General features: G+C 42.2%; 11 protein-coding genes and 1 other RNA gene. 10 read left to right on the forward strand and 2 right to left on the reverse strand.

All coding sequences use genetic code 11. The annotated features are described in order from the left end of the window. Positions 1–4 precede the first annotated feature (4 nt). The 3 genes from EXE30_RS06340 (at position 5) to ssrA (ending at position 4,345) form a co-directional block, all read left to right on the forward strand. Positions 5–1,531 carry a DHA2 family efflux MFS transporter permease subunit gene (locus EXE30_RS06340; protein ID WP_130161681.1) on the forward strand — a complete coding sequence of 509 codons (1,527 nt, stop codon included), beginning with the start codon at positions 5–7 and terminating at the stop codon, positions 1,529–1,531. 301 nt (positions 1,532–1,832) lie between these two features. Continuing rightward, on the forward strand, positions 1,833–3,827 hold the full coding sequence (gene ggt / locus EXE30_RS06345; RefSeq protein WP_130161682.1) for a gamma-glutamyltransferase: 1,995 nt from the start codon (positions 1,833–1,835) through the stop codon (positions 3,825–3,827). A 159-nt stretch (positions 3,828–3,986) separates the two neighbouring features. Continuing rightward, positions 3,987–4,345, forward strand: a transfer-messenger RNA (tmRNA) gene (gene ssrA / locus EXE30_RS06350). Between the two features lie 349 nt (positions 4,346–4,694). Here the strand turns inward: ssrA and EXE30_RS06355 are convergent. After that, positions 4,695–5,165: a winged helix-turn-helix transcriptional regulator gene (locus EXE30_RS06355; RefSeq protein ID WP_130161683.1), complete on the reverse strand. Its 471-nt coding sequence runs from the start codon at positions 5,163–5,165 to the stop codon at positions 4,695–4,697. Between the two features lie 167 nt (positions 5,166–5,332). On the opposite strand from EXE30_RS06355, the gene EXE30_RS06360 reads away from it, so the two are divergent. Together EXE30_RS06360 and EXE30_RS06365 are read left to right on the forward strand one after the other, a co-directional pair. Next, positions 5,333–6,199, forward strand: coding sequence for a metal-dependent hydrolase (locus tag EXE30_RS06360; RefSeq protein WP_130161684.1), 867 nt, complete (start codon positions 5,333–5,335; stop codon positions 6,197–6,199). A gap of 38 nt (positions 6,200–6,237) precedes the next feature. Beyond that, positions 6,238–6,675, forward strand: a complete 438-nt coding sequence (locus EXE30_RS06365) for a PaaI family thioesterase (RefSeq protein ID WP_121929451.1) — start codon at positions 6,238–6,240, stop codon at positions 6,673–6,675. A gap of 171 nt (positions 6,676–6,846) precedes the next feature. On the opposite strand, the gene EXE30_RS06370 is transcribed toward EXE30_RS06365, so the two are convergent. After that, positions 6,847–7,269, reverse strand: coding sequence for an Lrp/AsnC family transcriptional regulator (locus EXE30_RS06370; RefSeq protein ID WP_004670267.1), 423 nt, complete (start codon positions 7,267–7,269; stop codon positions 6,847–6,849). 226 nt (positions 7,270–7,495) lie between these two features. Between EXE30_RS06370 and EXE30_RS06375 the strand changes: the two genes are divergently transcribed. From EXE30_RS06375 to astB, 5 genes are all read left to right on the forward strand, one after another. Next, complete coding sequence (locus EXE30_RS06375) at positions 7,496–8,770, forward strand: Glu/Leu/Phe/Val family dehydrogenase (protein ID WP_165382380.1); 1,275 nt, start codon at positions 7,496–7,498, stop codon at positions 8,768–8,770. Between the two features lie 103 nt (positions 8,771–8,873). Continuing rightward, positions 8,874–10,079: an aspartate aminotransferase family protein gene (locus tag EXE30_RS06380; RefSeq protein WP_121929456.1), complete on the forward strand. Its 1,206-nt coding sequence runs from the start codon at positions 8,874–8,876 to the stop codon at positions 10,077–10,079. 21 nt (positions 10,080–10,100) lie between these two features. Further along, complete coding sequence (gene astA / locus EXE30_RS06385; protein WP_121929457.1) at positions 10,101–11,147, forward strand: arginine N-succinyltransferase; 1,047 nt, start codon at positions 10,101–10,103, stop codon at positions 11,145–11,147. After that, entirely contained in the window at positions 11,144–12,613 is a 1,470-nt protein-coding gene (gene astD, locus EXE30_RS06390; protein WP_130161686.1) for a succinylglutamate-semialdehyde dehydrogenase, read from the forward strand. Before astA ends, astD begins: the two co-directional genes overlap by 4 nt. Positions 12,614–12,646: 33 nt before the next feature. Next, positions 12,647–13,987, forward strand: coding sequence for an N-succinylarginine dihydrolase (gene astB / locus EXE30_RS06395; protein WP_004670277.1), 1,341 nt, complete (start codon positions 12,647–12,649; stop codon positions 13,985–13,987). Positions 13,988–13,999: the final 12 nt, after the last annotated feature.

Consider the following 13,999-nt stretch of genomic DNA (forward strand, 5'->3'; position numbering starts at 1 on the left):
TGCTATGAAAACTGAGAATCCTTTCGCTGAACTGAGTGGTGGGCGATTACTGCTTGCTGCTTTTGTCATCGCACTCTCAAATTTTATGGTGGTACTCGATACCACCATTGCCAATGTTTCAGTGCCACATATTACGGGGAACTTAGCCGTTTCCAGTTCGCAAGGCACTTGGGTTATTACCTCCTACGCCGTTGCTGAAGCGATTTGTGTACCACTCACAGGTTGGCTAGCTGGACGTTTTGGAACAGTTCGAGTATTTGTGTTTGGGCTGATTGGTTTTACAATTTTTTCATTCCTGTGTGGTTTAGCGACTTCATTGGAAATGCTGGTATTTTTTCGTATTGGTCAAGGATTATGTGGTGGACCACTCATGCCATTGAGCCAAACCTTATTAATGCGCATTTTCCCACCTGAAAAACACGCACAAGCGATGGGACTATGGGCAATGACCACTGTCATTGGACCGATCCTTGGACCCATTTTGGGTGGTTTGATTAGTGATAATTTGTCGTGGCATTGGATTTTCTTTATCAATATTCCCGTGGGGATTTTTTGTGCTTTAGCTGCGGTGCGGTTGTTATCTGTGGCTGAAACCAAAACTGAAAAATTGCGTATAGATGCGATTGGTCTTGGTTTGCTGGTGCTATGGATTGGTGCGCTGCAATTGATGCTCGATTTGGGTCACGAAAGAGATTGGTTTAATAGCAGCAGTATTATTATGCTCGCTTTGGTCGCTATCATCGGCTTTATTGTATTTATGATTTGGGAGCTTACGGAAAAGTATCCTGTGGTGAATTTATACGTGTTCCGACATCGTGGTTTTAGCGTTTCAGTACTTGCATTGGCTTTTGGTTTCGGATCATTCTTTGGCAGTATTGTTTTAATCCCGCAATGGCTGCAAATCAACTTGGGTTATACCGCAACATGGGCTGGGTATCTCACGGCAACCATGGGTTTTGGTAGTTTGACCATGTCACCGATTGTGGCAAAACTTTCCACTAAATACGACCCGCGAGCATTAGCCAGTTTTGGTTTGGCTTTACTTGGCGTGGTGACGATGATGCGGGCATTTTGGGTCACGGATGCTGATTTTATGGCATTGGCTTGGCCACAAATTTTGCAAGGCTTTGCAGTCCCTTTCTTCTTTATTCCACTGTCCAATATTGCGATGGGTTCGGTATTGCCACAAGAAATGGCGTCTGCCGCAGGGTTAATGAATTTCTTGAGGACGATGGCTGGAGCAATAGGTGCCTCTATTGCGGTCACGATTTGGGATGATCACGCCAAAGTGGCACGAAGTGAAATGGTCAATGGCTTACACCCACAAGAAATACAGAATGCGTTAATCCAAAATGGATTTTCTTCGGATGCGACCTTAGGTTTGATCGCAAATTTAGTGGACAAAGAAGCCATTACGATTTCTGCCAATCATGTCTTTATGATTATGGCGATGGTGTTTGTATTTGCCAGTATCCTGATTTGGATGAGCCCTAAACCAAAAGGTAGCGTGGATGGTATGCCTTCTCACTAATCATAAAAAACACTTTTAGATGATGGTTTTGGGCTTGTTTTTTAAGTACTGGTTGAGTTTGGAAATGGCAGATTATGTTTGTATTTATCAAAATACGGCATGCTAGAATCGGGCAGATCAGTTAAAAATTAAGCTAGAGAAAACAAGGAGGAATATTATTAGGTACTGGGAATAAACCTAACTCATTCAATATTATTAAAACTTTAATTTTATCAAATATTAAAAAATCTCAATACCTGAGAACAAAGAAGCTTGCATAGCAATTGCATGGATAGGTAGGCATAAATAGTGGAGTGATCACGTGAATAAAAGATATACATTTCTTTTCAGTAGCTTATTAGCAGTCGGTTTATTACAAGGGTGTGGAAGTGATTCCTCATCAGATCAGTCCAAAGATGATTCAAATATTGGTCAGCCACCGCAGTCGCATTTAATTGTAGATAATGACCCGACCAGTTGTAGCAAATTGGCGCAAGATGGTTCAAGTGTCGTGGTTGGATCTAACCAAAATGGTGATCCATCAGCTCCTGAAGCTGCATCGGGTTATAAGTTAGGTCATACCGTAAAATATGCAGATAAATATATGGTGGTGGCAAATACCCCACTCGCGGTAAAAGCAGGCTGTGATATTTTAAAAGCTGGCGGCAGTGCAGTTGATGCTGCTGTTGCCGTACAAGCTGTACTGGGTTTAGTTGAGCCGCAATCAAGTACCATTGCTGGTAGTGGTTTTATGATGTACTACGATGCCAAGACGAAAACCGTAACCGCCTATGATGGTCGGGAAACAGCACCTGCCGCAGCCAATGAATATTATTTAATTCGTCAAAATATAGATGATCCAAACTCACCTGCACCTGTACCAAGTGCTCGTCGTAGTGGACGCTCTATAGGTGTGCCGGGTGTCATGCGTTTGTTGGAGCAGGCTCAGCAAGAACATGGCAAACTTAAATGGAACCAGCTTTTTGATGAAGCGATTCATTTGGCTGACCATGGCTTTCGTATTCCGGGGCGTTTGGCCAGTGCTATTGAAAGTAATGCCAGCAATCTAGCGCTTGATGCAAATGCGATGAAGACCTATTTTTATCCTGATGGTACACCTAGAAAAGTAGGTGAAAGCATGACCAATCAGGACTATGCAAAAACGCTAGAAGCACTTGCAAAGCAAGGGGCTGGGGCAATGTATAGTGGTCCGATTGCTAGAAATATTGTTGAAAAGGCTGGGCAGATGGTGGGAGATGATCCAGCGCGTACACCAATGACACCAAGCTTGATGACTTTACAGGATTTATCCGATTATCAAGTTAAAAAACGCAATCCCGTTTGTACGACCTATCGTGACCGTTACTATATTTGTACTATGCCACCTCCATCTTCGGGTGGTATAGCTGTTGCTCAAACGCTGGGTATTTTAGAAAGCTTTGATATGGCCCAATACCCCCCTAAAAACCCAGAAAATGAAGGTGGAGTACCAGATGTAATGGGCGTGCATTTGGTGTCTGAGGCAGAGCGTTTGGCTTATGCCGACCGTGACAAATATGTAGCAGACACTGATTTTGTGCCTTTACCTGCACGTGGTATTGCAAGTTTGCTTGATAAAAACTACTTAAAACAACGTGCCGCATTGATTAACCCAAACCAGAGTATGGGGGGGGCACAGGCAGGTGATTTCAATTCAGCTTTGGGTGTCGATAACACTGTTGAGCATGGTACAACTCAGTTCACTATCGTAGATGCTTATGGCAATGTGGTTTCAATGACATCGACTGTTGAATCGAGTATGGGGTCTTTTCACATGGTGGATGGTTTCTTACTGTCGAATCAGTTGACTGACTTTAGTGCTAATCCTTATGACAGCACAGGGGCACTGGTTGCCAACCGTGTGGAAGGGGGTAAACGTCCTCGTAGTACGATGGCACCCACTTTAGTCTTTAAGGGTACCTCGCCAGATGAGTTTTATATGGCAACGGGCTCACCTGGAGGCGGAACCATCATTCAATATGTGGTTAAAACTTTGGTTGCTGCGCTGGACTGGAACTTAAATGCTCAACAAGCAACTTCTTTGCTGAACTTTGGTGCAACCAATAGTCCAAATACCAATATTGACAGCTCGAATGACCAGCTCTCTTTGATTGAACTGATCGAGGGTTTAAAAGCAAAAGGGCATAGTGTTGCTAATACTGCGCAAACGAGTGGTATTTCAACGATTATGAAAGTCAAAATTGATAAGCAAAGCAAATATGCTGGCGGGGCAGATCCACGCCGTGAAGGCATTGTTTTAGGCAATGGCGCTTTGTAGACTAAACTTAAAAAGCTGTCATTTTTGGCAGCTTATTTTTATGCAGGCCTTGAAAAAAACAAAAGCTACTCAATTATATAAATATGCCCAACAATGGCGGACTGTTGATAAAATGCGCAGTATTTTATTTTAGTTATGCTATGATGTGCGTTCAACTATGGGGATGTTTCTGGCTTCGACGCTGGTGATGAAACTTATAGATGCATGCCGAGAGCGCATTTTCTCTCGTAAATCAAATTTGCATTTTTTAGTCGCAAACGACGAAACTTACGCTCTAGCTGCCTAAGGGCAGCTTGTCCGCTTCACTGAATACTTGTGGTTAGTGAACCCGACTGTAGCGCACGCACACAAGTCCGTATAGAGCCAAGCCTCGGGGCTTTATACCAAACTAAGAGGATCGCGATTTGTACCCTGTTCGTCGGGTCACAAAGAGTTAAAATAGTAGACGATATCTAAGCATGTAGTATTCTCGAGTGTAGTGCTGGCGGACGCGGGTTCAACTCCCGCCATCTCCACCAAAATTCTCTATATAAAAAAGCCACTTATCATAAGTGGCTTTTTTATTGCCACATTTTCTTACTTAACCAAATAGGGGGGGGCTCGTTTCCCATCTTTGGGTAAAAAATTGGGAAAATTTTACTTAAGACAGCGGTATCGATGATTTCAATTTATTGTAGTTGGTCAACAGAGCAAATCTAACCCATCAAAAAAGTTACTTTAAATCCGCAACAATTCAGATTCATTTAAGCTTAGCCAATTAGTCTATGCATAGGTTAAAGCAGTATCAGTATGAAAAACCCTTCGCCACATTCCTCAGATGTGGCTTTTTTTATGCCCAACGCAATTTTTATGATTTTATTGTAGTGCTTATACATTAATCTTCTTCATTTCTTCTGGTATATACACAGGGGACATTTGTCTAGCATCGAGTTCCTCACCGCAGCAGTCACATGTAAGCGTGGGCTTGGTGACATTGCCACAGCTTTTATGTAGATAGCGAAGTTCTGGGAATTCTTTATTTTCATTTTGCCAAAGATTTCCCCAACCACTCATGGTGACAAGGATTGGGTAAAGTGCCAGTCCTTTTTCTGTCAGTCTATATTCATACCGTTTTGGTGCTTCATGATAGAGCACTTTTTCAAAAATATTGTTATCTACCAAACGATTAATCCGTTCAGTTAACAAATGACGAGTGATACCCAACTGCTTTTGAAAGTCATCAAAACGTCGAGTTTTCATAAAGGCATTACGAATAATAAGTAAGGTCCAACGATCCCCAAAGATAGACAACGTCCTTGCAATTGGGCAGTTCATTTCACCGAGTTCATGCCATTTCATTGAATACCCCATCTATTTATCTTTACAGGAACAAGACTGTCATTTTAGGACAACTTGAGCCATTAAGACATCAGCTTTATTGACAATATATCTTAGCATCGTTATTTTGATTATATAAGTTCTTTTTTGGAACTTGCTATTTTGAGATAAACTTTTTGAGGTGAGTCATGTCTGTATCCGTGTTGAAAGAAAAAACAAAGCAAAAAACACCTGCATCATTTCCTGTACGCCGTATGGATTATGAGTTTGCAGATATGCCAAAGTATTGGTGTAATAATGAGCCTACTTTTACTCATTACTTCACAGGCTTATCCACGTTATTTCCTGAGGGCGAATCCTACTTTGTACGATCAGTTCGTGCTTTGCGTGGACAGATAAAAGAGAATGAGCAATTAGACCGTGATATTGGTGCTTTTATCGGTCAAGAAGCTATGCATTCCAAAGAGCACCACGCATTTCACCTTAGTGCTCAACAATATGGTTTAGACCCTGAATCATTAGAAAAGATCACGGGCACTATGCTCAAAGCGATTGAAAAAACGTTCCCAAAAAAATGGAATTTATTAGTTACAGTCGGGCTAGAACATTACACTGCAGTACTGGTGGTGGAAATGATGAAAAACGTCAATGAATTAATGACAGATGAAACCATTCGTAACCTTTGGTTATGGCATAGTGTTGAGGAGACAGAACATAAAGCTGTTGCTTACGATATGTATCAATATTTGTATGGTCAAGGACTGTCTGCGTATATTCCTAGAGTTGCGATTTTTACGTTTAGCATTGCTTTGATCACCCTGATGTCAAATGTTTATCAAGTAATGTTGATGTCTAGAGATAAACAAATGTTGAATCTGAAATCTTGGGTAAAATTTGCTGGGTTTACGGTACAAGCATATCGAAAGTTAGTACCGCAGTTTTTCTCTTATTATCGTTTTAACTTTCATCCAAATGATACGGATGAATCTGAAATCGTGGCGCAAACCAAAATAAAAATTGGTTTGTCTCCAGAACAATCGACCTTTATTCATTAAAAAATATTTTTAGTTTTTTCATCAGATAGGTAACAGGTATGAATCCATCAAATATGACTGGTTTAGAACTCATGCAAGCATTTCAGCAAGGCTTAGTACCAGCTCCAGGTATTGCGAAAACAATGGGGATGGAAGGTGTCGGAGAGGTTGAATATGGTCGTATCGTATTTATTGCGGTTGCAGATGAGCGTCATACCAATCCTCTAGGCGGCGTGCATGGCGGTTTCGCAGCGACAGTTTTGGACTCTGTAACAGGCTGTGCAACACATACTGTACTTGCGGCAGGTGAGGGATACGGAACAACCGATTTAGCCATTAAAATGTGTCGTCCTATGCCCTTTAATAAAAAGTTAATTGCTGAAGGTAAGGTCATCAATGTTGGAAAAAACTTAGTGATTTCTGAAGGTTATCTTCGTGATGAAGACGGGAAATTGTATGCCCATGCCACTGCCACCAATATGATTATTCGTGCTTAGTTGTATTTCATACCTCTCTCGTACGTATATTAAAAAGCCTTAAATAACTTTTGTTTAAGGCTTTTTTTTTATAAATTATTTAGCGCGTGAGTCCGTATAAAAAATATACTTTACTTGCACTGCTATCATCGTTTTGTGGAGCGTAAATATCTTATCTGATTTAGATAACACCTAAATTTTATAAGTCGATAGCAAAATACTGGTTTCACTATTATAAATCCCTGAAATATTTCGAATCCTTTCTAGGGCCTTATCAAAATTCTCTAAACTATCTGATTGTAATTCCACCAAAATATCCCATTTCCCATTGGTGGTATGCAGGCGCTCCACCGCAGATTCTAAGCGTAATTCTCGAATGACGGCCTGCGCTTTGGTTCCTTCAACCATAATGCTCATCCATGCTCGAATGATATTCTTTTCTGCATTTGGGCGGAAACGCACCGTATATCCAGTAATAACACCAGTCGATTCCATGTATTCAATACGCTTCTGCACCGTTGCTCTGGATACGCGTGTCTTGGCAGCCAAATCTGTAATCGACATCCGTGCATTGTCTTTCAGTAATCCTAAGAGAATATGATCAATATTGTTCATTTTGCTATTTACTATGAGCAGATTGCTAAAAAATAATTCATTTTAGTCATAAAAACAAATTTTATGAATCATTTTGATTCTTAATAATAATGATTATACGAAGCCCCAAACATTTCACTCAATTTTATGAAGCTGAATGTGGATCAGGGAGGATGGGGTGAAAAGGAGACCCTAAATAAAAAGGGAATCTGTAGATAACAGGGATAATTGATTAATTAAGGAACAGATGATGTCTTTATCATATACGGATCAAAATAGCGGTGCTTGGCAAACTTATCTCACTCAAATTGATCGAGTGACACCATATTTAGATGCAGACCTCAGTAATTTTGTGAATACGCTGAAACGCCCAAAACGTACTTTAATCGTGGATGTTCCGATTGTGATGGATGATGGAAGTATCCGTCATTTTGAAGGATACCGCGTACAGCACAACTTGTCGCGTGGTCCGGGTAAAGGTGGTATCCGCTATCATCATGATGTTGAATTGAATGAAGTCATGGCATTATCTGCTTGGATGACCATTAAAACTGCCGTACTCAATCTGCCATTTGGTGGCGCCAAAGGTGGTATCCGTGTCAATCCTAAAGAACTTTCACCACGTGAATTAGAGCGTTTAACCCGTCGTTTTACCAGCGAAATCAGCCCAATTATCGGTCCTCAAATTGATATTCCTGCACCAGATGTGGGTACAAATGCCGATATTATGGGTTGGATGATGGATACCTACTCAAGTATCAAAGGTCATACTGTAACCGGCGTAGTAACAGGTAAACCTGTATATTTAGGTGGTTCGTTAGGACGTGTTCGTGCAACAGGTCGTGGAGTATTTGTTACTGGCTTAGAAGTCGCCAAAAAAATCAATCTGGTTGTCGAAGGCAGTAAAGTTGCGGTTCAGGGTTTTGGTAATGTAGGTAACGAAGCCGCATATTTGTTTAGTCATGCAGGTGCAAAAGTGGTTTGTGTACAAGACCATACAGGCACCATTTTTAATGCTGAAGGTTTAAACGTAAAAGCATTGCAAAACCATGTTACAGAACAGGGTGGCGTGATGGGTTATGCCGATGCCACAGTGATTGCAGATGAAGCGTTCTGGGATGTCGATATGGATATTCTGATTCCTGCGGCATTAGAAGGTCAGATTACCGTGGAACGTGCACAAAAGTTAAAGGCCAAAATCGTACTTGAAGGTGCAAATGGTCCAACTTATCCAGAGGCAGATGATGTCTTTATTGATCGAAATATCGTTGTTGTCCCAGATGTAATTTGTAACGCTGGTGGTGTGACCGTCAGTTATTTTGAATGGGTTCAAGATATGGCGAGTTACTTCTGGACAGAAGATGAGATCAATGAACGTCTCGACAAATTAATGATTCAAGCGACGGCAGATGTTTGGGAAATTGCCCAGCATAAAGCATGTAGCCTGCGTACCGCGGCGTATATCTTGGCGTGCGAACGTATTTTAAAAGCGCGTAAAGAACGCGGTATTTTCCCTGGTTAAGTTTTGGGTCTGTTGACATTCATAGACCCTTGTACATCAGTTTAAAACTGGGCTGTTAAATATTTAAACAGCCCGACGATCAAACAGGAAGTGAGTAAATAAAATGAGCAATGTCGCGATTACACGTAGCAATTTTAATGATTGGATGGTTCCCGTTTTTGCGCCAGCAAATTTCATTTTAGTGCGTGGTGAAGGCTCTCGTCTGTGGGATCAAAATGAAAAAGAATATATTGATTTTGCAGGTGGAATTGCAGTCAATGCGCTAGGTCATGCCCATCCAGTTGCGGTCAATGCGCTGACAGAACAAGCGCAAAAGCTTTGGCATATTGGTAATGGTTATACCAATGAGCCTGTATTGGGTCTTGCAAAGCAATTGGTCGATAGTACTTTTGCTGACAAAGTATTTTTCTGTAATTCTGGTGCAGAAGCCAATGAAGCTGCGTTAAAACTGGCGCGTAAAGTCGGTCTATTAAGCGGCAACCCGAAAAAGAATCATATCGTTGCATTCAAAAATGCCTTTCATGGTCGTACTTTGTTTACCGTGACTGCTGGCGGTCAACCGAAATACTCTCAAGATTTTGCGCCACTACCAGAAGGTATTGAACATACCGCGTTCAATGATTTAGAGGCTGCAAAAGCGGTGATCACTGAAGATACTTGCGCGGTGATTGTTGAACCGATCCAAGGTGAGGGTGGGGTTGTTCCTGCTGATCTTGAGTTCTTAAAAGGTTTACGTGCGCTGTGTGATGAAAAAGGCGCAGTGCTGATTTTTGATGAAGTACAAACAGGTGTCGGTCGTACAGGTTCGCTCTACGCCTATATGAATACAGGTGTTACACCAGATATTTTGACTACAGCAAAAGCACTCGGTGGTGGTTTCCCTATAGGTGCCATGATCACCACGGATAAATACGCCAACATGTTTGCGGTGGGTGATCACGGCACAACTTATGGTGGCAATCCATTGGCATCTGCGGTGGCCGCAGCGGTATTTGGATTTATCAATACACCTGAGGTTTTAGACGGGGTTAAACAGCGTCATCAGTATTTTGTCGATGCTTTAAATAAAATCAATGCTGAATTTAATCTATTTAAAGAAATTCGTGGGCAGGGCTTACTGATTGGTTGTGTACTCAAAGATGAATATGCTGGCAAAGCCAAAAATATCGTCACTTTAGCAGGTGAAGAAGGTCTTTTAGCCTTGGTTGCGGGTGCTGACGTGGTGCGTTTTACCCCTTCACTGATTATTCCAAAAGAAGATATTGATGAAGGTCTAAATCGTTTTGCTCGTGCTTTAGCACGCCTCTAAATCTTTAGTGAGCATCTAACCATGATGATTGTTAGACATGCAGCGCATCGGGACTTAGATGATATTTATCGTTTGGCGCAACGAGCTGGGGAGTCAGGCATTGGCTTGACTTCCTTGCCACAAAATAAAGAAATTTTGGCTGAGCGAATTACCCGTACCACGCATACTTTAGAGGGCATATCTCCAAAGGGCGATGCGAGTTATTTGTTTGTGCTTGAAGATAGCAGCCTGAAAAAAATTGTGGGTGTCAGCGCGATTGAGGTTGCAGTGGGGTTAAATGAACCTTTCTATAATTTTCGTGTTGCTAAACAGGTACATGCCTCTAAAACTTTAAATGTGTATAAAACTTTAGAGACTTTATTTTTAAGTAATGATCATACCGGTTGCAGTGAGCTTTGCACTCTGTTCCTTGATCCTGATTATCGTAAAAATCAAAACGGAAAATTTTTATCTAAGGTTCGTTTCTTATTTATTGCGGCGTTTCGGTCGTATTTTGAAGAAAGATTGATTGCTGAAATGCGTGGTTTCTCAGATCAAAACGGTTATTCACCATTTTGGAATGCATTGGGCTATCACTTTTTTAATATGGATTTTGCCACTGCGGATTATTTAAGCGGTATTGGGCAAAAGGTTTTCATTGCTGAATTGATGCCAAGATTCCCTGTCTATGTTGATTTACTTCCGCAAGAGGCACGAACAGTGATTGCCGAAGTTCATCCACATACGCTACCTGCCGCCAAAGTACTCATGTCGGAAGGGCTTAGATATCAGGGTTATGTTGATATTTTTGACGCAGGTCCAACGCTAGAAGCCAATATTGCCGATTTACGCGCTGTTAAACATAGCCGTGTGTTGACGGTCAAAATTGCCGAACAGATAGAGACGGCAGAGATTTATTACTTGGTTGCAAATGACCAATATACCGATTACCGCGTTTTGCTCATCAATAACCATGTATCTGATGACGATATTTTGTTGATGAGCGCAGAACAGGCGCAGGCACTCAATGTGCAACAACAAGATCAAGTGCGCGTTTTAGCATTAGAAAATATGGAGAATCAAAAATGACACAAGGTGCATTACTCATTGATGGCGCTTGGGTACAAGGACACGGTAGCACTTTGAGCAAAACAGATCCTGTTACCAATCAAAAAATCTGGGCAGGGCACGAAGCCAGCGCTGCGGATGTTGAGCAAGCATGTGATGCTGCACGCCAAGCATTTCCAGCATGGGCACGTTTGGCATTAGAACAACGTATTGCTGTTGTTGAACGTTTTGCAGCTTTACTTGAGCAAAATAAAAATCAATTGGCAGAAGTGATTAGCCAAGAAACCAGTAAACCATTTTGGGAAACCTTGACCGAAGTTCAGGCGATGATTGGCAAAGTGGCGATTTCAATTCGTGCCTATCATCAACGGACAGGTTTTAGCGAAACAGAAATGCCTGATGGTGTTGCTTCATTGCGCCATCGTCCGCATGGCGTTTTGGCAGTATTTGGTCCATATAACTTCCCGGGACACTTGCCGAATGGTCATATCGTTCCTGCATTGATTGCTGGGAATACAGTGGTGTTTAAACCAAGTGAACTTACACCTTGGACAGCAGAAGAAACCGCAAAATTATGGCAACAGGCGGGTCTACCAAAAGGTGTACTTAATGTTGTACAAGGCGGACGTCACACTGGCGAAGCCTTAGCTGCTGCTGAGCAAATTGACGGTTTGCTGTTTACAGGCAGTGCCAACACTGGCTATCACCTACATAAACAAATGGCGGGTACACCTGAAAAAATTCTTGCGCTTGAAATGGGGGGCAATAATGCCCTCATTATTGATGAAGCAAGTGATATTGATGCAGTGGTGAATTTAGCGATTCAGTCTGCATTTGTCTCCGCGGGTCAACGCTGTACTTGTGCTAGACGTATCATCGTCAAGCAAGGTGCCAATGGTGATGCCTTTATTCAGCGTTTTGTCGAAGTGGCGAAAAACTTGGTGGTGGGTGCATGGAATGCTGAACCGCAACCGTTTATGGGCGGTGTGATTTCTGCTCATGCCGCTGAACAAATGTTAGCAGCGCAAAGCAAATTGATGGCTCTAGGTGCAAAACCACTCTTGGAAATGACACGTCCACAAGCCGATAACTCATTACTGACAGCAGGTATTTTAGAGGTCAGCGATGTTGCAGACATCCCTGATGATGAATACTTTGGTCCGCTCACCACGATTTATCGATATCACGATTTTGATGAGGCTTTAAACATTGCCAATAACACTCGATTTGGTTTGGCTGTGGGTTTGGTCTCGCCACAACGTCACTTATTTGAGCGTGTATTGATTGAAGCACGTGCAGGTATCGTGAACTGGAATAAACCACTAACCGGCGCATCAAGTGCAGCACCTTTTGGTGGTGTTGGTGCATCTGGAAACCATCGTGCCAGTGCATTCTATGCCGCTGATTATAGCGCGTGGCCAATGGCATCAATGGAAAGTGACAGCGTCACACTTCCTTCAAAATTATCACCGGGCATTGTGCTCTAAGTTAAATCGTGCCGTGACGATATGGAGAAAAAAATGTCAGGTTATGAAATCAATTTTGATGGTTTAGTTGGGCCAACTCACCACTATGCAGGCTTATCCTTTGGTAATGTTGCATCGACCAAAAACCGTAATAATGCCTCAAACCCTAAATTAGCTGCCAAGCAAGGCTTAATGAAAATGAAAGCCCTTGCAGATTTAGGGCTTAAGCAAGGTGTGTTTGCGCCACAAGAACGTCCACATGTACCCACTTTACGCCGTCTCGGTTTTACTGGTAGCGATATTGAGGTTATTACACAGGCGATGCGCACTGCACCTGCGTTATTGTCATCCTTGAGCTCTGCATCGTCGATGTGGACCGCAAATGCGTGTACGGTTTCTCCATCTGCGGATAGCGCTGATGGACGTGTACATTTTACCGCCGCTAATTTAAATAATAAGTTCCATCGATCAATTGAGCATCATACGACCACACGTATCCTTCAAGCGATGTTCAATAATGATGTATATTTCACGCATCATGAAGCATTGCCAGAAGCAGCTTTGTTTGGCGATGAGGGTGCGGCCAATCATAATCGTTTGGGTGGTGGGTATGACCAAAAGGGTGTGCAAGTTTTTGTGTATGGGCAGCAACAATTCGGCGGTGTGGTTGCACCACAAAAATTCCCTGCTCGTCAAACTCGTGAAGCCAGTGAAGCAATCGCGCGTTTACATCGTCTAGATGCAAAACGCACGGTATTCATTCAGCAAAATCCTGAGGTGATTGATAAAGGCGTGTTTCATAACGATGTCATTGCCGTAAGTAATCAACAGGTGCTATTTCATCATGAACAGGCTTTTTTAAATCAAGCCGAAGCATTGAATGCAATTCGTCAAAAAATGGCAGGGATTGAGCAAGAGTTCATTTCGATTGAAGTACCTGAAAATCGTGTCACGGTTGAGGATGCTGTCGCGACTTACTTGTTCAATAGTCAAATTTTGACGCGTGCAGATGGTGGAATGAGTATCGTTGTGCCAGAGGAGTCGCGCCAGAACAAAGCAGTGTGGAGCTATTTGAATGACATGATTCAGATGGGTACGCCGATTGATGATCTTAAAGTTTTTGATTTGCGTGAAAGTATGCGCAATGGCGGTGGACCTGCGTGTTTAAGATTGCGTGTCGCGGTCAATGAAGCTGAGCTTGCTGCCGTGAATCCGAACTTATTTATGAATGATGCTTTGTTTAAAACTCTGAATCAGTGGGTTGATCAGCATTATCGTGATGAGTTGACTCAGGATGATTTAGCAGACCCAAGTTTATTGATCGAGAGCCGTACCGCGCTAGATGAATTGACCAAAATATTAGCATTAGGTTCGGTTTATCACTTTCAAAGATAGGATGTGGAAATC

This window comes from Acinetobacter halotolerans (assembly GCF_004208515.1).
Classification (GTDB): domain Bacteria; phylum Pseudomonadota; class Gammaproteobacteria; order Pseudomonadales; family Moraxellaceae; genus Acinetobacter; species Acinetobacter halotolerans.